At 54.2% G+C, this 19,224-nt stretch carries 18 protein-coding genes; 3 read left to right on the top strand and 15 right to left on the bottom strand.

Annotation, left to right across the window (positions count from 1 at the left end; genetic code table 11):
• Positions 1 to 7: 7 nt before the first annotated feature.
• The 10 genes from BLQ98_RS15385 to BLQ98_RS15340 form a co-directional block, all read right to left on the bottom strand.
• Complete coding sequence (locus tag BLQ98_RS15385) at positions 8 to 982, bottom strand: hypothetical protein (protein WP_093734141.1); 975 nt, start codon at positions 980 to 982, stop codon at positions 8 to 10.
• A 49-nt stretch (positions 983 to 1,031) separates the two neighbouring features.
• Positions 1,032 to 2,168: a glycosyltransferase gene (locus BLQ98_RS15380; RefSeq protein WP_093734140.1), complete on the bottom strand. Its 1,137-nt coding sequence runs from the start codon at positions 2,166 to 2,168 to the stop codon at positions 1,032 to 1,034.
• Between the two features lie 6 nt (positions 2,169 to 2,174).
• Positions 2,175 to 3,092 carry a hypothetical protein gene (locus BLQ98_RS15375; RefSeq protein ID WP_093734139.1) on the bottom strand — a complete coding sequence of 306 codons (918 nt, stop codon included), beginning with the start codon at positions 3,090 to 3,092 and terminating at the stop codon, positions 2,175 to 2,177.
• A complete protein-coding gene (locus BLQ98_RS15370) occupies positions 3,089 to 3,481 on the bottom strand; it encodes an N-acetylneuraminate synthase family protein (RefSeq protein ID WP_093734138.1) in 393 nt (130 codons plus the stop codon). The genes BLQ98_RS15375 and BLQ98_RS15370 overlap by 4 nt, the downstream gene beginning before the upstream one ends.
• Positions 3,482 to 3,934: 453 nt before the next feature.
• Complete coding sequence (pseB, locus tag BLQ98_RS15365) at positions 3,935 to 4,933, bottom strand: UDP-N-acetylglucosamine 4,6-dehydratase (inverting) (protein WP_093734137.1); 999 nt, start codon at positions 4,931 to 4,933, stop codon at positions 3,935 to 3,937.
• 30 nt (positions 4,934 to 4,963) lie between these two features.
• Positions 4,964 to 6,787 (bottom strand): ABC transporter ATP-binding protein, encoded by a 1,824-nt coding sequence (locus tag BLQ98_RS15360; protein ID WP_208596077.1) that lies wholly within the window; start codon positions 6,785 to 6,787, stop codon positions 4,964 to 4,966.
• Positions 6,788 to 7,660: 873 nt separating this feature from the next.
• Complete coding sequence (locus BLQ98_RS15355) at positions 7,661 to 8,443, bottom strand: YdcF family protein (RefSeq protein ID WP_093734136.1); 783 nt, start codon at positions 8,441 to 8,443, stop codon at positions 7,661 to 7,663.
• Between the two features lie 5 nt (positions 8,444 to 8,448).
• On the bottom strand, positions 8,449 to 9,558 hold the full coding sequence (locus tag BLQ98_RS15350; protein WP_244148453.1) for a glycosyltransferase family 4 protein: 1,110 nt from the start codon (positions 9,556 to 9,558) through the stop codon (positions 8,449 to 8,451).
• 551 nt (positions 9,559 to 10,109) lie between these two features.
• Positions 10,110 to 10,700, bottom strand: a complete 591-nt coding sequence (scpB, locus tag BLQ98_RS15345) for an SMC-Scp complex subunit ScpB (protein WP_093734134.1) — start codon at positions 10,698 to 10,700, stop codon at positions 10,110 to 10,112.
• Position 10,701: 1 nt separating this feature from the next.
• Positions 10,702 to 11,595, bottom strand: a complete 894-nt coding sequence (locus BLQ98_RS15340; protein ID WP_093734133.1) for a DUF1403 family protein — start codon at positions 11,593 to 11,595, stop codon at positions 10,702 to 10,704.
• Positions 11,596 to 11,798: 203 nt separating this feature from the next.
• On the opposite strand from BLQ98_RS15340, the gene BLQ98_RS18675 reads away from it, so the two are divergent.
• The 3 genes from BLQ98_RS18675 to BLQ98_RS15325 all read left to right on the top strand — a co-directional run bounded on the left by BLQ98_RS18675 (position 11,799) and on the right by BLQ98_RS15325 (position 14,282).
• Complete coding sequence (locus BLQ98_RS18675) at positions 11,799 to 11,963, top strand: transposase domain-containing protein (RefSeq protein WP_093734152.1); 165 nt, start codon at positions 11,799 to 11,801, stop codon at positions 11,961 to 11,963.
• Positions 11,964 to 12,435: 472 nt separating this feature from the next.
• The gene (locus BLQ98_RS15330; protein ID WP_093734132.1) at positions 12,436 to 13,062 is read left to right on the top strand and encodes an outer membrane protein; all 627 of its coding nucleotides are present in this window, start codon (positions 12,436 to 12,438) and stop codon (positions 13,060 to 13,062) included.
• 161 nt (positions 13,063 to 13,223) lie between these two features.
• Complete coding sequence (locus BLQ98_RS15325) at positions 13,224 to 14,282, top strand: tyrosine-type recombinase/integrase (RefSeq protein WP_093734131.1); 1,059 nt, start codon at positions 13,224 to 13,226, stop codon at positions 14,280 to 14,282.
• A gap of 57 nt (positions 14,283 to 14,339) precedes the next feature.
• Here the strand turns inward: BLQ98_RS15325 and rfbA are convergent, their stop codons facing one another.
• The 5 genes from rfbA to BLQ98_RS15300 form a co-directional block, all read right to left on the bottom strand.
• A complete protein-coding gene (gene rfbA / locus BLQ98_RS15320; RefSeq protein ID WP_093734130.1) occupies positions 14,340 to 15,221 on the bottom strand; it encodes a glucose-1-phosphate thymidylyltransferase RfbA in 882 nt (293 codons plus the stop codon).
• 6 nt (positions 15,222 to 15,227) lie between these two features.
• Positions 15,228 to 16,094 carry a dTDP-4-dehydrorhamnose reductase gene (rfbD, locus tag BLQ98_RS15315; RefSeq protein WP_093734129.1) on the bottom strand — a complete coding sequence of 289 codons (867 nt, stop codon included), beginning with the start codon at positions 16,092 to 16,094 and terminating at the stop codon, positions 15,228 to 15,230.
• The gene (rfbB, locus tag BLQ98_RS15310; protein WP_093734128.1) at positions 16,091 to 17,128 is read right to left on the bottom strand and encodes a dTDP-glucose 4,6-dehydratase; all 1,038 of its coding nucleotides are present in this window, start codon (positions 17,126 to 17,128) and stop codon (positions 16,091 to 16,093) included. Before rfbB ends, rfbD begins: the two co-directional genes overlap by 4 nt.
• On the bottom strand, positions 17,129 to 17,695 hold the full coding sequence (gene rfbC, locus BLQ98_RS15305) for a dTDP-4-dehydrorhamnose 3,5-epimerase (protein ID WP_093734127.1): 567 nt from the start codon (positions 17,693 to 17,695) through the stop codon (positions 17,129 to 17,131).
• Between the two features lie 194 nt (positions 17,696 to 17,889).
• Positions 17,890 to 19,209 (bottom strand): UDP-glucose dehydrogenase family protein, encoded by a 1,320-nt coding sequence (locus BLQ98_RS15300; RefSeq protein ID WP_093734126.1) that lies wholly within the window; start codon positions 19,207 to 19,209, stop codon positions 17,890 to 17,892.
• Between the last annotated feature and the right edge of the window lie 15 nt (positions 19,210 to 19,224).

The raw sequence follows: 19,224 nt of genomic DNA, 5'->3' as shown, positions 1-19,224 counted from the left end.
TGCCAAGTCACACACGCCGGACAAACTGCTTGATGGCACTCTTTAAACGACGGATTAGAAAGCTTTCACTGTGACATGCCATGGCAATCGCCTCGACTTGCGCCGGTGACAAAACGGTCAGGCCATCAACGGCGGAAACAGAGCCAGGCGGTGACACGGTGAGGTCTGTTCCGACCAATGCGCTCAGCTTTTCGAGATGGGGGTTCAGTCTGACAAGCTCGCTGCGCGCCATGTGCTCATAGCTTTTTCTAAGGGCGGTATCCGGGGCCTTGTTTGCCTTCTCAATCCGTTTAAAATTACGGCGTAGTCGCTCTGCCATCGCGATATCAACGCGACGCACCCGAACCAAGAACTCGGCCTCGGTCAGCGATGGGGAGGCGTTGACTGTCTTTGGTGCTTTCTCCGGCAATGTGACCGGGCCTAGCCAATCTTGCAGTATGTTATCCAAGCCCGTATTCGAATAGGGCTTTAGCATTAAGTCCACGTCCTGTTCACACGTGAGCATTTCTAAGAACCGTGGCAACTCATGAGGAAACTCATAGCTGCTGTTTAGCCAAGTTAGGAATTCCTCGGCATGTTTGCGCCCAGCGCGATGGCTATAAGCCGAAATTGAATGTGCAACTGGCTCTCGAAAAATCAGCAAAATATGAGGTCGGCTCAACCCTGTTTCTCGAAAAATCGAAAAAAGCTGTTGGCGATGCTCAGGCACGACAAGGTCATGATAAAGCGCTTCGCTTGAAAGTAACAACTTCTTTGCCCCGTCGATCCGTGCCTGCTCTATCAAGGCCTTCAGTTGATACTCAACTTTGTGCAAATTGCCTGCGCGCAAATGCAGCACCATAGCCGTTGCATTACCGTTTTTACTGGTACCACCGGTATAGGAGATGTGCTGTTCGCGCAATGCTGCCGAGTTTGCATGCAGAATAGCCTGCAAGTAAGATGACCCGGCCTTGTTTAACCCGGCATGGATCAATAATTCCATGTGTGATGTGCTCCCCTACGTATTGATCGTGATCGTTCGAAAATTCAGTTTAGGTGCGTTTATTTTGTCCTTTGAGACGATATTGGCTTGGAAAAAGAACCTGCTCCCAAGCGGACAAGACGATTTCAGGTGCATGTCTTTGGGCAATAAATCTTGCCGCGTTTCCAAGGCGATTCCGTAATTTTTTATCATGTGCCATAGATATCAGAGCGTCGGTCAATTGATTGAGGCTACCAGCTTCAACGAGACGGCCGTTTACTCCATTTTCGATTAAGTCAGCGGGGCCAGTCGGGCAGTCGTAGGCAATGCAAGCGCAGCCGCTGGCCATGGCCTCCATCAGTGCATTTGGCATCCCTTCGGTGCGCGAACTGAGGACGAATATCGCCGCGCGGTCGTACCAGTCTTGCACATTGGCAACGGGCGGGATTACATTGACCCGCCCTGCAGCATCAGGCGCTGACGACATTTGTCGTGCCCAATCATGACCATCCGGCAGCCCCAGAAACACCAGCTGCCAGCCGTTCTGGTGGCGGGCGAGCGCTTGGAATGCCAATAGCGCATCGTCAAACCCTTTAGTATATGGCTTCGAACCGATCAAGAGAATAACCTTGGCATCTGCGGAAACCACGGTCTCGGGTCTGATCGTCGCGCCATACCCCTCCACTGGCACTACAACCGAATTGGGGACTACAACCAATGACCGCGCTCCCGTCTCACGCGCCACGCGGCGGGCAATCTCTTTAGTCTGCACCACTTGGGTGTCGGAATAGCGGTACAACCAGCGAAACAGCCATGCCCACAACCATGGTCGTGGGCGCATCCAGAAGGCACTGCGTTCGGAGACTACAACGCGAACGGGCAAGCCAGCACAGGCTATTATAGTCATGATGGATTCCTGTGTCATCATAGCTAATACTGTGTCTGGCCGGTCGCGCCGGATAGCATTGCGCAATGCTCGAATACGCGCCACTAGTGCCCAAAGCTTGGCAGGGCCGCGATTGCGCCCCGCCATTCCAAACGCCAATCGCACGACATCGGGCGATACTTGATAAGCATCCCGGTCCTTGTCACTCAATGTTGCCAAGGTCACGTGATGACCTTTCTGTACGAAGGCATTGGCCAGATTGACCGCCACCCGTTCGGCACCGCCAGTCCCTAGGTTGCCGATGAACAGGAACAAACGCATTGCCGCTCAATGTGCCGTCGGCAGGGGGTAAACAGGCAAAAAAGCCGCCAATGCAGAGCTTGGCCGCGCCACATATAGCTGCACGCCCGCTGGCTTCAGCAATTCGTCATGCATGGCGGCCACAATCCTATCGATTGGAAGCCCTAGGTTCGGGTCCATCGTCCGATGCTGCGCAGTCGTCGAGTTATTTGGAGGCAACTTCACGCGCGACCCTGTCCAACGAGGATCCTCCCAAAAATAGGTTTTGGTGTTGAGATCGATACCGCACAGTACAATTTCACGATAACCTTGAGTTAGGCCAAAATAGATTAACTGACTGACAGAAGCACGGCAATCTATATGAATATCGACGTTCCGATGTAGTCTGAGTTTGCTCCATAACCGGCAGAAACTACGCATTTCCGCTTCTGTTTCAGCCGGCACGTTCACCACATCAGGAAGGCAGATTGGGCCGGACACCAAATTTTGGAACAACTCTAGAGCCTTAGGCCAGATCGCTGCACGGCGCCGCGTAAAGCCTGGCCGCAATAGAAACGGTAAATATCTGTATTCTTCGCGCTTTTCTCTGAAAATCTCAGCAAACTGTTGATTTGCTGAGACCTCTAGTGGGAATTCCCGCATGTAGAAGTCGGGTACAAAATCATGTACCAACCAATTGTTGAATCCGATGCTGTCATACTTCGCAACATACTCCCAAAAGGCAGGATCTAGTTCGTTAATGGATGCACCACTTCCAAGAATAAAAAGCGTATTAGACCGCCGATCAAACGCTGGTGTGAGCGATATGAGTTGCAGCCCACCTTGCGCGCGCGCTGCAGTCGCATTGCGGCGCATCTGTAAAATTCGCCGCGTCTGACTTAGCAAATATACCCAGTATGCACGCTGCCTTACCGCGCGTCCAACCGTCCTCAGCGCCGTGTTCACGCCAAGTGTCCCTCGGTCACTGCCGTGTTTGCTTCCACGCCCGCCGCACGGCTTCGGCCAATCACTTGGTTAAGGTGTTTTGGTGCCAACCCATAGCCCGGTCGAACGCTGCGCGCACAATCCTTGGTGATCGCATCACCCGCTTTTATGTCCTTCACAAAGTAAAGAAACCGGCGGGATTTCACATTTGCGACCTCGTCAGATTTGCGCCCGTATTCAACCCCACACACAGGAACCCCGAAATGCGTTGCCATGTCGGCCAGGGTCTTGAGATTGCAATCCGCTGCCGGTGCTTGGCAGCCTGAAACGCAGTAAAGTAGCGCCACTTCTGTGCATCCTCCATCCTGCGCAGCTTTTACCGCCTCGGTAATTTCGCCCAGATCCGCCATCCCAATAGTAACCTTTCATCCTGCCTTCGACCACCCAACCTGTGCTTGTATACGCTTTAATGGATGGCACGTTACCCTCACACATCCCACCATGAAGTTGACGTACGTCCAACTTGTCAAACGCAATATTGTTTTTGAGCGATATCGCCTCGCTAGTAAGGCCCCGTCCAAGGTAGCCACGATTTCCAATTAGGAAAACCAAGTCAGATGTCTTATTTTTAAGATCAATAGGACCGATTTTAATCCTTTCTACTCGTACACCACCCTCACAGGAGATCAAATTAAAAATGCGTGTTATTTTTCTTGCTACTCTCGTTCTGATTGGCAAGTTTCCGTACTTTACCCAGATCAAGTTTTCGAATAATAAAACATTCTTGAGTTTTGGGAAAAACGCACTCTTTAAAAATGATGAGCCCGTTTTATGGAAACCGGCGTGAAGCGCCCGTGTCATGATCAAATCATTCCGATTTTTTCACGGTGGGTGTCGATCCAGTCCACCAGCGCTGTGTCATCCATCCAGTCCGGGTTCCGGTCGCTGGTATAGACGAAATTCTCGGCTACCTTGCGGCCATCCTTGATGCGGAAAGGGTCGTCCGACCATTTATTGATCGCGGGCAAGATCTTGAAGTGTTGGTCATATTCGTAAGTATAGGGCGCGTCTTCGATGCCGATCATCTGCTCATGCATCTTCTCGCCAGGGCGGATTCCGACGATTTCATGTCGCGCCTCGGGGGCGACAATGTTCGCGATATTAGTGACCTTCATCGAGGGGATTTTCTTGACATAGATCTCGCCGCCGACCATGTCCTCAAAGGCGTGCCAGACCAACTCGACACCTTGCTCGAGCGAGATCATGAAACGCGTCATGCGGGGATCGGTGATCGGCAATACGCCCTTATTGGCAATCGACATGAAGAACGGGATCACCGAGCCGCGCGAGCCCATGACATTACCATAGCGCACGACAGAGAAGCGCGTTCCATGTTCTCCTGCATAGGAATTGCCTGATACAAATAGCTTATCAGATGCTAGCTTCGAGGCACCATAAAGATTAATCGGTGACGATGCCTTGTCGGTGGAGAGCGCCACCACGCCTTTCACACCTTTGTCGATCGCTGCATCGATGACATTCATTGCACCGGTGACGTTGGTCTTGATGCATTCGAATGGATTATATTCTGCGGTAGGGACAATTTTGGTGGCAGCCGCATGGACCACATAGTCGACCCCATCAAAAGCCCGGTACAGCCGCTCGCGATCGCGCACATCGCCTATGAAGAAGCGCACGCGCGAGTCATCGCCGTAAAGCTTGGCCATTTCCCATTGCTTCATCTCGTCACGCGACAGGATGATGACTTTCTTCGGCTTATACCGCTCCAAGGTCATTGGCAGAAAGGCATGTCCGAAAGATCCGGTACCTCCCGTGATCAAGATGGTAGAGTTTGAAAGCATAAGATATGGTGTCCTTGATAGAGTAAAGTGTCAGGCAATATCGCTGACATGGGCAATTTTCTGAAAAATCGGGTTTGTTGCCATCAGCGCATCCCATGTATCGCAGCCGACTAGGCGTCCCTTGTCGAGCACGAGGATCCTGTCGCAGCGTTTGACCGTGCTCAGGCGATGAGCGATCATAAGAACAGTCTTGTCCCCCGGTAGTGTGTCAATGGCCGACATCACCTCGTGCTCCGTTAGGTTGTCAAGCGCGCTGGTAGCCTCATCGAAGACGATCAGGTCGGCATCCTGATAGAGCGCACGAGCAATCCCAATCCTTTGGCGCTGCCCGCCTGACAGCCGCACGCCGCGCTCGCCGACATGGGTGTCGTACCCGTTGGTCAGCTCTTGCAAAATAAAGGTGTCGATCCGAGCAATCTCGGCGGCGCGGCACACGCGCGCTTGGTCAATTTCCTTAGGCGGCACACCGAGGGCAATGTTCTCGGAAATACTGGCGTCAGTCAGGAATATATCCTGTGGCACGTAGCCTACACTCTGCTGCCAAGCCCGCCGGTTCTCTTGGGCAATCTCTATTCCGTCCACCGCTATATATCCTTCACTTGGGCGCAGTAGACCCAGAATCAAGTCCGCTAAAGTCGTCTTGCCTGCTCCGGTGCTGCCGACGATCCCGACCTTTTCACCTGCATGAATGTCCAGAGAGAGACCATACAGGCCAGCTATATCTGCGTTGGGATAGCGGTAAGAGATGTCCACCAAGCGCAAGTTGTCTCGTAGGCCCATTTTCAATGGCATCCGTCGCGGCAAAGGCTCTGCAGAAGATTTTTCAAACAGATCACTATACACCGAATCTACCGCCGCGCGCCCGAATTGGATTTTCGCCAGCCCTTGATAAAGCTTCCCCAACTCTGGCAGCAACTTTTGCCCGGCAAAAGCGAACACGCCCAAAGTTGGAAGAATACCACCTAGAGCGGCACCACTAGAAAGTTGCTCCGGGCTGAGTAAAGCAAGGCACAACACAATAATGCCACCGAAGGCTATACTCTGGACAACATATTGAGGAACCTGGCTGATCAATGCAGATCTAACGCTTACTTTAGCCATAATCAAAGAGGGTTTTTCATATCGCTCTACATAGGAAGCTTCGCGACCAAGAAGTTTTATTTCTTTTACAGCCATAAGCGCTTCGTTGACGAAACGAAAGCGCTGCTTGTTAGCAGCCAGCCGGGCTTGGCCCAAACGTCGCAGTACAATGCGGCTAAACCCGTAGGTTGCACCGTACACCCCTCCGATTACTGTGAAGGCCAATAACGCAACCACAGGGTTGACAGCTATGACGACGGAAACAATCGCCGCCGAGGTAAGTGCACCTGTAACAAGATTGGCTGCAGGCGTAAAAAACTGGCTTATGACTTGACCACTCTCGGCCAGAATTTTGGTGCTCATGGAACCTGAGTGTTCCTGAAGAAAAAATTCATAGGGCTGCCGAAGGTAAACCGACAAGAGCCTATAACTAAAGGAATGCACGCGCAGGGTCGTAAACCGACTTACAACATAGGTCCGCAATACTTGCATCACATTCCCGATAACGATGAAGGTCAAAGCAGCCATGCCGAGAGCGACAAGAAAACCATAATCGGAATTGAAACCAAAACGAGTATATGCCCAAGAAAAGAATTCGTTTGTTTCGATTTTTGTCGGGTCTGCAAGGACTGACAGAAACGGAAATATCGACCCAACCATGCCAGCTGAGAAAATAGCTGAAACGACGATCATCGCTAATGTGATCCACGCGTTGCGTCGCTCGCGCGCGTCCAGAAGTGCCCAGGCTTTCTTCCATGCTGTAGAATCGATCACAAGGTTAGCTTTCTTTTTCAAAAGAGGCCGTGTCCTGAAGCGCTTCCGATCAAATCACCTAACCAGTCCATTCGATCCAGCCTGCAGCGTCAAGGATTTCGTTCCATAGTTTATAGGGCGACACTTCCAAAGGCTATAAGAGTTGGAAAGCGCGGAGCTTCGGTGTCAAAATTCAACACCATTTCTAGCGGAGTACTTACCGGCCCACACCCAGAGTACAAGCCTAAACTCGGCTAGTACGGCATCGGCAATAGGTTTGAATAGGTTTGAATAGGTTTGAATAGGTTTGAATATTTTGGTGCAAATCACTTGGAAAATATCTGTCTAGGAGACAAACATGATACGTGGCGCGCGCCCCAGACACCTGCATTCAAGACAGAGTTTATTCTGATAGTCATGTTCATTCTTTGCGTTCACACCGGAAACATTTGCCGCTTTTCTATGGCTAGGGCACAGCCTAAACTGTAACTTGCACCGGCTCAAGCTTGAGCGATAAAAGGCGCTCATTAATAACACTTAAGCGGACGCGATGACCTGCTACGACCATGGCATCACCCGCCTAGTCAGCTTCGGCAAGAAACCAGCGGCGGTGCCGTTAGATATCGTCAGCAAGCTTATGCTGCGATAATGATGGAAAGCTGCTACCGCTAAACATCTTGAGCTCTGGCGATCGGGTACGCTTCAATAGCGGCCCTTTTGTAGATCTTGTTGTGATGATTGAACATATCGCCCCAGACCGGCGGGACTGGGTGCTGATGGACATCATGGGTAGTCAAGCTCGGGTAGCGGTCGGGGCGGACCAACTACAGCTAGTTTGACGGGCCACAGATCATTAAGATCGGAACCATAGTCTGTTCAAGGTCAAGGGCAAACTTATCGACCTGTAACCCTATATGCTAATTGCCCAACCTTCTCACGAATTCCCGTATTGAGAACCTGCAGGTTCCGTGTGAGATTCCAACCGATGTTATCCGTGAACCCCGATGTCCGATAATCGACGGGCCAAGCTACAAGGCCAGACCATCCAGCAGCCTCGAAACTAAGCATGGCGCGAGGTAGATGGAAAGCGCTCGTGACCAGCACCCACATCTCATCGGTACTTGGATTGGCGAGAGCTAGGCTAAGCCGCGCGTTATCGGCAGTGTTGCGGGACCGGCCCTCAAGAAGTAGGCGATCGGGATCGATGCCTTGGTCAAGAAAAAGCTGTTCGGCGATGGAGGCTTCGGAAGCAATGCCCCCCGTAAGGTCTCGCAATGCGCCGCTGCCACCCGCGAACAACACCTGCGCTTTAGGAAACCGCCGCGCGAGAGCGAGTGCGGCAGTGTAGCGCTCTGCGCCTTCGTTGAGCTGCACTTGGCTCCAAAAGGCACTGGCACGGGCATTTTCACCACCACCGAGCACAATGATGCCATCGACAGCATCAAGGTCAGGATTGGCCGGATAGCGACGCTCGATGGGCTGCAAAAGCAGATCGCCAAGCGGCAAAGTACTCAGGGCGATCAGCAGCGCCAATGAGATGCTGCTGATCCAGAGCGCCATACGCCTGCGTTGCAAGGTCAATGCAAGTACGATGCTTGCCAAGGCGATGACGATCCAGGTGTCCGGTCGCAAGAGTGCGCCAACCAGTTTCGATACGATGAAAAAGACGGTGTCCATCGCAGTTAGCCTTGCCCGCCGCCGGTGAGTGCAGCGAGGGCCTTGCGGTAGGCTGCGACAACCAACGCCTGATCGAATTCGCGTTCCATCTTGAGACGCCCCGCCTGTCCCATCTCGATCCGGGCTTGTGGCGAGAGCGCCAGGAACCGTTCCATCGCCATAGCGAGCCTATCAGCGTTTCGCACTTCGCAAAGCAAACCTGACGCTTCGTGATCCACCACAGCACGACAACCAGGCACATCTGTCGCTATAAGCGGCCGGGCAATGGCAGCTGCCTCGATCAGCGTGCGCGGCGCGCCTTCACGGTACGAGGGCAGCACGACACAGGATGCCGCAGCGATCGCCGAGCGCACATCGCTGGTAGTGCCAAGATACTCCACCACACCTTCGGCCACCCAACCTTCGACGGTCGCAGTGTCGATCGCGGTACGGTTTTCCGAACCGGTTGCACCCAGTAGCTGGAAGCGCGCATTCGGATGTCCTGCCTTGATCTGCCGTGCCGCCTCTACGAATTCGATTACACCTTTGTCCCGCAAAAGACGCGCAATCATCAAAAATACAGGCGGCGCGTCTGCTGAAGGCATCTCTACCGGCGCGAAGCGCGCTAGATCGATACCGGACCCCGGCAGCAGTCGCGCCTGGTCCATGCGCACAAGCTTGCGATCGAGAAACAGACTACGGTCATCATCGTTCTGGAAAAAGACGGTCGGCAGCTTACCGAAAGCGCGACGATAAAGCTGTTCAGCAACAGTCTGCAAGAAACCGCCCGATAGAAAGGCGGTGCCAAGTCCCGTAACATTCGGAATGAAGGGCACACCAGCCGCGCACGCCGCCCTGGCCCCAAAGATGTTGTTCTTGATCGTGAAACTGAGAACAGCGTCCGGCTGTTCCTCACGAAAAATCCGCTTGAGCCTACGCTGCAGTTTCCAGTCTTCGACCGGGTTCAGTCCTTTAACACTCATTTCTAATGGGCGAAAACGACAGCCGATCCGTTCAAGCTCAACTACGGTGTCATCCGGCGGGGCTAGAACAGTGATCTGATGTCCATCAGACGACAAAGCTTCAACCAGAGGTCGCCGAAAATTCCAGATATTCCACGCAGCATTCACCGTCATCAAAATGTGCATGTAGGGGCCTTTCTGGAATGCCTAATACCGTTAGACTGAACTGCCTAGCGCTCTGTTTCTAACGCTTCCTATATATTTCCGTGGATATTATCGAGCTTTTACAGCGCCTGGTTTAGGCAGTCCCTAAGATTGTGGGTTTGGGTGAAACGCGCCGACTACGGCAGGTTCATGCGCGATGCTACATAAGTCAGATTTCCCTCGCGGGCGATCCCGTGAAAGTAGCACACTTGGTGATTGTCACATGGCCTCAGGCAACCACCTTGAAGAAAAAGTTATCTCGTCGATTTGGGTGTAAATGTCAGGTTTTTTAAGGTGTTTCTAACAGAAACCATCGAAGCTAACGCTAATTATTTTTCGCCCCAGTGCTGCAAAGGTAGCCCAATAAGCTTATTTTATAGGATCATCCACAAGGCAGACATTGGTGAAGGGAAATAATACACCTATAGATATAAACTTTCTAGAAACTTGGTAATTTGCGAATATTTCGTGCCGAATTGGGCGAATTGCCAAGCCAAACTCGCCATCCCCACTTGATGAGATCATCCCGCCAACCCCGCGTCCTCCAGCCCTTCACGATCCGGCAGGTCTCTCAAACTCTCCAGCCCGAACGCCACAAGAAACCGTTTGGTCGTTACGTACGTATAAGGCGCGCCGCGCTGCGGGGATCGCGGGCCGGTGCCGATCAATCCGCGGCCACTCAGGCGGCCAATCAGATCGCGGCTGATATCCTTTCCGAAGATATCTTTCAGCCCGTCGCGGGTAATCGGCTGATGATAGGCAATGGCAGCCAGCACAGCGGTTTCAAAATCACCAAGGCCAAGATCCTGATTGCCCACATCTGCTGCCGCGCGGATCGCGGGCGCGTAGACCGCGCGGGTGCGCAAAATCCACCCATCCGCGACGCGCGCCACCTCGAAAGCGCGACCCTCTAGACCGGCGGCTAGGTCCTCAACCAACAGATCGATCGAAACATCGCCAACCACCCGCGCCAATTCCTTGTGCGATACAGGTGAAAAACTCGCAAAGAGTATCGCCTCGATCCGGCGCACCCATTCCTGCCAGCGTTGCTCAGGCAGTAGGCCGGCAAGGCCGCGGTCGAGGTCGAGGTCAGTGGGTCGGTTTTTTGCCATATCAGATCCCGTAGAGGCGGAAACTGTCACGCCCCGTCACTTCGCGCACCGCACCCAAACTCACCAGCCGGTCGCACAGCCGCCGCGCCGCCCTATCCGACAAAGGCAATGCCCACGGGGCCACGGCGTCGCGGGTTAGAAACATCTCGACCGCCGCCCCTGCCCCCTTCGCGCGAAGCTTGGGGGCCACCGCGTTCAGGCGTGCGGCTCGGCGCGCCAGATCGGCCGCCATCCGCGTTGCTTCGACGGCAGATGCCACAACGGCGCGGTGACAGGCGTGGCGCAGATTATCACCGGTCTTGCGCAGATCCCGCGGGCTTAGCCCGCCGCCTAGTAATGGCACCGCATAGTCCCACCCCAATGCCTGCGCCATCACCGCATCCGCCAGAATGAGCGCCACATGCTCCGCGCGCGGATACTCCGACATCACAGCTTCAAGCACGGCTGACGCCCGTCCCACGGGGCCACCCGGCCCCGAACCAAATCTGCCGAGCCAGACCGCGAGATCGGTTTCAGAACAGGTCGGTAAGGCAGGGTACAGCGCGATAATAGACACCGGCCGTTCGATCGCCTTTCGCCAGTGCTGATAAATCAGCCCCGCGGGGCCAGGCAGATCACCAGGACGCAGCAAATGCACTGCATCACGCAGGTCCGCGGCCCGCTCTGGCCGCCCAGAAAACGCAACACTCGCCTCTGCCGCGCGCAATGCCAGGCGCTCTCTTAACAAGCCCTGGGGGACATCCGCGCGCGCCATCACAATATGCAGGTGTCCGAGCGCCGCACCTGAAAAAAACGCCACATCTCCAAGGGTGTCGCCACTTCGAGAAATGACCCAGGACGGCATCTGAGGTAGTGTATCACCGTCAGGTGCAGGATGTATGCATGCTTGGTTCATTTGCAGAAGCTATAGCACGACGGCGCTTGTTGATAGTATATAGTCACATAACCGCCCCACCTTATAGTTCTCTTTAATGTCCAATAAGTTTACATTATCGGACATTATGAATTCAATCTACGAAGGCTGTATGGGTCATGAGAAACAACCGAACGGGCGGCGCGCTCCGTCGCAATCGATCGTAAAAACTATCTGGTCCTTGGATCACAAACCAGCGCTCGCGCTGCTACCATCGCTTACACCTTATCGAGACGGCCAAACTAAACGGTATCCTCCCGCGAGCATGGCTCACTGAAACACTCGCCAGCATACCGGACTACGAGATCAACCGCGTCGATAACATCCTCTCATGGAAAACCGCCCGATAGGGGTGGTCAGACCGGGCGCCTACGGTCGAACGGATGAACGGCACGGTTAAAGAGAAGGCCGTAAAGCGCTTCAACTCCGACACCCATGACCAGTCGCGGACCCACCGCGCGGACTTCGTGGCAACCTACAACTTTGCCTGAAGGTTGAAGACCTTCAGCGGCCTTATGCCCTACCATTACAACTAAAAAATATGGGCATCAGAACCAGAAATGTTGTTTCTCGATCCGATCCACCAAATGCCCTAACTAAGCACCGCTTCACAAACCTAGGCCGAATAGAGTTACAACTATTTTTTTTGAAGATGTGGTTATGTTGCTTTGGTGCCGCATTCCTTGGCGGCTTTTCAAACACTGGCTCGAGCCGCCCTGTTTTCGTATACTAATGAACATGAACACGTTAGATTACATTAGATTTAAACGACCAGCGCATGTTGCGATTTGATGTAGACCATTATTTAGGAGATTACAGGCCATGAAATACACAATTTTGACTATGGCATCGCTGGTTCTCGCAGCCGGAACCGCGGTGGCAGACCCGATGAACCAACCGACAGACTGGTCCGGGAACTACATTGGTATTGGCCTGTCTTACAGCGACGGCAGCTACGACGCCGAAAACAATTTTACACCGCCTGACGCCACTGGTGTATTGGGGTCCGCGATCGTTGGCCGAAACTATCAGCAGGACCATCTGGTTTATGGTGGTGAACTAGTTTTGAACTTCGGCAACATCGAAGAAAGAAGCACTGGTGGTTGTGGTGTTGGCGCTGCGGGTTGTCGTTCTACGATTGAGCAGTATGCCGCGATCCGCGGCCGTGTGGGTTACACGTTCAATCAAACACTGGTCTTTATGACACTCGGCATCGCTACCGACCGTCAGGACCAGCGAGCTTTTGGGATAAACGCCGCCGGCGATAGTCAACGGCACTACGGCTACACAGTCGGAATTGGTGTAGAGCAAGATATAGCGGACGACTGGAGCATCAGGGGTGATCTAGAGTACTATGATTTCAACTCAAGAACCTACAGTTTCCTAGGTGGGACATCGATCGACCCTGACACCACAGCGGTTCGGTTCTCCTTGGTCAAGCGCTTCTAGGTATTGAATAAGCCGAAAGCTGGTTTGGATAATCTACTTACTTTCGGCTTATCATCCTAGGAAACACTTTACGACACGCCCTTGGATAAAAAACATTAAGCGCAGCCTAAAGTGTGCTTCCTCAACTGTGAGAAATACTCGCGCCATTCTCAAATAAATGTATGCGAAACAAGCCCACAAGCCAATCACCAGCAGACCATGACAAAGCCATAAGTCTTAATATTCCCCCGCATTTGGCGGGCTCCGGCGCGCTCGACCGTCTAGTCGATACCGCACGGGAGTATGCTGCAGCCGCAGCCTCCGAAAACACATTGAAAGCGTACACCAAGGACTGGGCGCATTTTACGCGATGGTGCCGGATGCAAGGGGCAGATCCCTTGTGTCCTGTCCCCCAGATAATAGGCTTATACATCGCCGAGCTAGCATCTGGCGCGCGCACTTCTCCTGCCCTATCCGTCTCGACCATTGATCGCCGCCTTTCAGGTCTCGCTTGGAACTATACGCAGCTCGGCCTCACCCTAGATCGCAAGGACCGCCACATCGCGACAGTCTTGGCGGGGATCAAACGCAAGCACGCACGCCCACCGATGCAGAAAGAGGCAATCCTCGTCGATGACATCCGTGCAATGGTCGCCACACTGCCCTTTAATTTACGCGGATTAAGGGACCGTGCGATCCTACTTTTGGGATATGCTGGAGGCCTACGCCGGTCCGAGATTGTCAGCCTTGACGCGGGCAAGGATGACACCCCGGATTCCGGCGGCTGGATCGATATCCTGAAGGGCGGCGCGCTGTTGACACTCAACGCGAAAGCCGGCTGGCGCGAGGTCGAAATTGGCCGCGGAACCAGCGACCAGACCTGCCCTGTTCACGCATTTGAACAATGGCTGTACTTTGCCAAGATTAACTTTGGTCCCGTCTTTGTGGGCACCTCTCGCGATGGCAAGCGAGCCTTGGAGACACGGCTAAACGACAAACACGTCGCCCGCCTGATTAAACGCACTGTTCTCGACGCAGGTATCCGATCTGACCTGCTGGAAAAAGATCGCCTTGCCCTATTTTCTGGCCACTCCCTTCGCGCGGGTTTGGCAAGCTCCGCCGAAATTGACGAGCGCTACGTTCAGAAGCATCTTGGCCACGCCTCCGCCGAAATGACCCGGCGCTACCAGCGTCGACGCGATAGGTTTCGCGTTAACCTGACAAAAGCTGTGGGCCTATAACCGATTACATCAATATGGGCCCTTAGTATTCTGAGATTGCACAAGATACACATTTTTTTACCCCAGCAATTCTTCAAGATATTGCCCATATTCATTCTTCGCAAACACCTTTGCCCGTTCTTCGAGCGCTGCTTTGCTGATCCAGCCTTGGTTGAAAGCGATTTCATCGGGACTGCCGGTTTGCAGGCCTTGGCGGGTTTCCAACGTCCGCACAAAATTCCCAGCATCCAGCAAGCTCCCATGCGTGCCGGTATCCAACCACGCATACCCGCGTCCCATGTGCTGAACATTCAGCAGACGATCTTGCAAATACGTTTCTAGCAGCGTCGTTATCTCCAGCTCTCCACGTGCAGATGGCTTAAGTGACTTGGCTCGCTCGGACGCAGTATTGTCAAGGAAATACAGCCCTGTTACCGCGTAGTTCGACGGAGGTACTTCCGGCTTCTCGATGATCTGACGGGCTTGCCCGTTCTCATCGAAATCAACCACACCATAGCGCTCAGGATCTGAGACGCGGTAGCCAAAGACGGTGCCTCCGGTGGTTTGGACGTCGGCTTGGGCAAGTATCTCGGGCAGGCCGTGGCCGAAGAAGATGTTGTCCCCAAGGACCATCGCGGACGGCGCTCCGTCGAGGAAGTCTTCCGCCAAGATGTAAGCCTGAGCCAATCCGTCGGGGCTTGGTTGCGTGACATAGCTCAGTGAAATGCCCCACTGGCTGCCGTCACCAAGTGCGCGTTTGAACTGGTCTGCGTCCTGAGGCGTAGTGATGATCAGGATGTCGCGGATACCGCCCAGCATTAGGACGCTTAACGGATAGTAAATCATTGGCTTGTCATAGATCGGCAGCAGCTGTTTCGACACGGCAATCGTGATCGGATAAAGCCGCGTGCCGGAGCCGCCGGCGAGGATAATGCCTTTGCGTTTGGGCGTCTGGGTCATGGGAAATCAGTCCTTGGGAAAATCAAGTTGGGTCAAAATATGGGTAAGGCTCACGCGCCAATCGGGGCGGGAAATGCCAAAGGCGGCCTCGGTCGCGCTGCAGTCCATCCGCGAGTTCAGCGGGCGTTTTGCGGGGGTAGGGTAGCCGGACGACGGGATATCAGTAACGTCGCAGGCGATCTCGGCTGCGACGAAAATCGCGCGGGCGAAATCCGCCCAGCTCGTGTCGGGCGCGCCCGAGAAATGGTAAACGCCGGATTTTTCGGGCTCTGAAACGAGGGTTTTGGCGATTGTTATACAGGCCCGTGCGATCTCTGCGGCACCCGTGGGGCCGCCGATCTGGTCGGCGACGATGGTTAACGCCTCGCGTTCCGCCCCAAGACGTAGCATGGTTTTGACAAAGTTATTTCCATGGGATGACACGACCCAAGAGGTGCGCAACACGGCGTAGCGCCCGCCCGCCTTTACAATTGCGACCTCTCCGTCACGTTTGGTGCGGCCATAGACGCTTTGTGGATCGGTCGGGTCGGCGGGTGCCCAAGGCGTGCCGCCCGCGCCGGAAAACACGTAATCGGTCGAGATCGAGACGAAGGGAATATCGCGCGCGGCACAGGTCCGGGCCATGATGGCGGGGGCATCTGCGTTGATGACCTGCGCCGTTTCGGCATCGCTTTCGGCCTTATCCACGGCGGTATAGGCGGCGGCGTTGATCACGGCGTCAGGGGCATGGGCATTGATCGCTGCGGCGCAGGCGGTGGGGGCGGTTAAGTCCGCATCGGCGCGGGTGAGGGCGGTGATTTTGATGGCCTCGCTGTTAAGCGCGCGCAGTTCTGTGGCAACCTGACCGCTGTGGCCGAAGACGAGGATCTTCATGCCTTCCCCAATCGCTCGCCAACACCCTTACGGTTTTGCAGCGCGCGCCACCAATCCTTATTCTCAAGATACCAATCCACGGTGCGGGCCAGCCCTTCTTCCACCGTGACCGAGGGGCGCCAGCCAAGCTCTGTCCGGATGCGTGTCGGATCAATTGCATAGCGTTGGTCGTGGCCCGGGCGGTCGGCGACGAAGGTGATCAGATCCGCATGCGGCGCGCCTTCGGGGTGGCAATCATCCAGCAAGGCGCAGATCATCTTAACCAGCTCAAGATTGCTGACCTCGTTCTCGCCCCCGATATTGTAGCTGCGGCCAAGCGTACCCTTCGTCAGCACGGTCAGCAGCGCATCGGCGTGGTCTTCGACAAACAGCCAGTCACGCACATTGGCGCCATCGCCGTAGACCGGAATCGGCTCGCCAGCGAGCGCTTTGAGGATAACCACAGGCACCAGTTTTTCGGGGAAGTGGTACGGTCCGTAATTATTGCTGCAATTTGTGAGCACTATCGGCAGGCCATAGGTCTCACCCCAAGCGCGCACCAGATGATCGCTGGCGGCTTTCGAAGCGGAGTAGGGGCTGCGCGGGTCATAAGGCGTATCTTCGGTGAATTGCCCCGTGGGCCCGAGGGAGCCATAGACCTCATCAGTTGAGATATGGTGAAAGCGGAACACGTCTGGCTTGCCCGCCTCTTGCCAGTAGGCGCGGGCAGCTTCCAGCAGCGTATAGGTGCCGGTGACATTAGTTTGAATAAACGCCCCCGGCCCGTCGATGGAGCGATCCACGTGACTCTCGGCCGCGAGATGCATCACCGCATCGGGCTTATGTGCTTCGAAAATTTTGTCCAGCGCCTCCCGATCACAAATATCCGTCTGCACAAACGCATACAGAGGGCTGTCCGCCACGCTCGCCACATTCTCAAGACAAGCCGCATAGGTCAGCACATCAAGGTTCACCACACTGTGCCCCTGCTCAATGGCCAATCGCACCACTGACGAGCCGATAAACCCCGCGCCGCCTGTCACCAATAGCTTCATCTATACACCCTCAAACGTGAATGGACTGTTAAGGTCAGCCAAAGAGGGCGCATTTGCGTCCTTGTCCGACAAAACCGGCGTCATAACCCCCAGACCCCAGTCAATTTCGACTTGAGGATCATCCCAAGCGACGGCCCCTTCGGTCTCCTGCGCATAATAATCCGAACATTTGTAGATAATTTCGGTCTCTGGCGCGCGTGTCACAAACCCATGCGCGAAGCCCGCTGGCACCAGCATCTGTTTTCCGTTCTCGAAGCTCAGTTCAGCGCCATACCACTGTCCGTAGGTGGGAGAGCCGTTGCGGATATCCACCGCTACATCAAAGAGAGCGCCTCGCCCGCAGCGCACCAGCTTGTCCTGTGCATGGGGTGGTGCCTGAAAATGGAGCCCGCGAATGGTGCCTTGGGTCATGGATAGGGAGTGATTGTCTTGCACGAATTGCGTGCTGATCCCATGCTCGACAAGGGCTTTTGAGCTGTAGCTTTCGGAGAAGAACCCACGGTGATCTCCAAAGCGGGCGGGAGTTATGACGAAAACACCCGAAAGCGGTGTTTGTTCAATCTTCATCTGTAAAAACCTTCGGTGATGAAATTATTACTTATCTACCGAAACAGTAATCACCTGTCGACTAATCCCTCACCCGCAAAAATCAATACATTACATGCAGTATTTCCCTTGAATGTTTCGCGCGCGAAACATTCAAGGGAAAGGGTGGCAAAATGACGACCTCAGGCTTTAAAATGCGCGCACCTCTCGACGCTTCAAACCCCAAAACCTTCACGACCGATCGAGACATAGGCCGTAAACCCTGCCTGCTTCACATCCTTTGGCGTATAGATGTTACGCAGATCGGCCATGACGGGCGTCGTCATGCGTTTAGCCATTCGCTTTAGATCCAAAGCGCGAAATTCGTTCCATTCGGTCAGGATTACTACCGCGTCAGCGTTCTGGGTTGCTTTATATACATCCTCATTCCAAGCGACCCCTGGCAACAGCCCCTCGCCTTCACGCTTACCTTGAGGGTCTACGACGCGGACCTTGGCACCGTTCCCGACCAGCCATGGCACTATTGTCAGGCTGGGGGAGTCACGCATGTCATCTGTGTTCGGCTTGAAAGTTACGCCCAGTACAGTGATCACTTTGCCATTTACCGAGCCCCCGCACAGGTCAACGATCTTATCGATCATGCGGCGCTTCACCTGATCATTCACCTTGATCACGGTTTCAGTCAGCTGCATTGGGGTCGCATGATCTTGCCCCATGCGAGCCAAAGCTTGGGTATCCTTGGGAAAACAGCTGCCTCCATACCCAGGACCTGCATGAAGAAATTTATCGCCAATACGGCCATCAAGCCCCATACCCTTTGACACCATTTTAACGTCGGCACCGGTCTTTTCGCACAAGGCAGCGATCTCATTGATGAAGGTAATCTTGGTCGCCAAGAAAGCATTGGCCGCATATTTGATCATCTCAGCGCTTTCCAGATCGGTTGCCATGATCGGGAACTCACGAAGATAGAGAGGACGATAAATTTCATTCATCACCTCTGCCGCCCGTTCATTCTGCACACCCACGACAACACGATCAGGACGCATGAAATCGTCAATCGCAGCGCCTTCCCGCAAAAACTCGGGGTTGGATGCGACGTCGAAGTCTGCCTTCGGGTTTGCTTTAGAAACAACCTGTTTGACCTGACGGTTGGTGCCCACTGGCACCGTCGATTTAGTGACGACCACAGCGTAGCCTGTCATCGCGGTCGCAATCTCTTCTGCTGCAGCCATGACGTAGGTCAAATCCGCGTGACCGTCCCCGCGGCGCGTCGGAGTCCCTACCGCAATAAAGACAGCGTCAGCCCCATCGACCGCCTCGGTCAAATTGCCCGTAAAAGAAAGACGGTCCGCGTTGACGTTCTTGGCCATGAGGTCCTCAAGACCAGGCTCATAAATCGGGGCGATACCGCTCCTGAGTTGCTCGATCTTCTTCGGATCTTTGTCGACACAGACAACATCATGCCCGAAGTCAGAGAAGCAAACACCAGACACCAACCCAACGTATCCGGTACCGATCATAGCAATTTTCATAAACAAACTTCCTAA

Origin of the sequence: Sulfitobacter litoralis, from assembly GCF_900103185.1 — a bacterium.
GTDB lineage: Bacteria > Pseudomonadota > Alphaproteobacteria > Rhodobacterales > Rhodobacteraceae > Sulfitobacter > Sulfitobacter litoralis.
Note: the sequence above shows the minus strand (reverse complement) of the source record. Positions and strands in the feature narration are given on the sequence as shown.

Bases quoted from the DNA above. Each gene is read 5' to 3' on its own strand.
- BLQ98_RS15385 (WP_093734141.1), bottom strand. From the start codon at position 982: ATGGAATTATTGATCCATGCCGGGTTAAACAAGGCCGGGTCATCTTAC.
- BLQ98_RS15380 (WP_093734140.1), bottom strand. From the start codon at position 2,168: ATGCGTTTGTTCCTGTTCATCGGCAACCTAGGGACTGGCGGTGCCGAA.
- BLQ98_RS15370 (WP_093734138.1), bottom strand. From the start codon at position 3,481: ATGGCGGATCTGGGCGAAATTACCGAGGCGGTAAAAGCTGCGCAGGAT.
- pseB (WP_093734137.1), bottom strand. From the start codon at position 4,933: ATGCTTTCAAACTCTACCATCTTGATCACGGGAGGTACCGGATCTTTC.
- BLQ98_RS15355 (WP_093734136.1), bottom strand. From the start codon at position 8,443: ATGGACACCGTCTTTTTCATCGTATCGAAACTGGTTGGCGCACTCTTG.
- BLQ98_RS15350 (WP_244148453.1), bottom strand. From the start codon at position 9,558: ATGACGGTGAATGCTGCGTGGAATATCTGGAATTTTCGGCGACCTCTG.
- scpB (WP_093734134.1), bottom strand. From the start codon at position 10,700: ATGGCAAAAAACCGACCCACTGACCTCGACCTCGACCGCGGCCTTGCC.
- BLQ98_RS15340 (WP_093734133.1), bottom strand. From the start codon at position 11,595: ATGAACCAAGCATGCATACATCCTGCACCTGACGGTGATACACTACCT.
- BLQ98_RS15330 (WP_093734132.1), top strand. From the start codon at position 12,436: ATGAAATACACAATTTTGACTATGGCATCGCTGGTTCTCGCAGCCGGA.
- BLQ98_RS15325 (WP_093734131.1), top strand. From the start codon at position 13,224: ATGCGAAACAAGCCCACAAGCCAATCACCAGCAGACCATGACAAAGCC.
- rfbA (WP_093734130.1), bottom strand. From the start codon at position 15,221: ATGACCCAGACGCCCAAACGCAAAGGCATTATCCTCGCCGGCGGCTCC.
- rfbD (WP_093734129.1), bottom strand. From the start codon at position 16,094: ATGAAGATCCTCGTCTTCGGCCACAGCGGTCAGGTTGCCACAGAACTG.
- rfbB (WP_093734128.1), bottom strand. From the start codon at position 17,128: ATGAAGCTATTGGTGACAGGCGGCGCGGGGTTTATCGGCTCGTCAGTG.
- rfbC (WP_093734127.1), bottom strand. From the start codon at position 17,695: ATGAAGATTGAACAAACACCGCTTTCGGGTGTTTTCGTCATAACTCCC.
- BLQ98_RS15300 (WP_093734126.1), bottom strand. From the start codon at position 19,209: ATGAAAATTGCTATGATCGGTACCGGATACGTTGGGTTGGTGTCTGGT.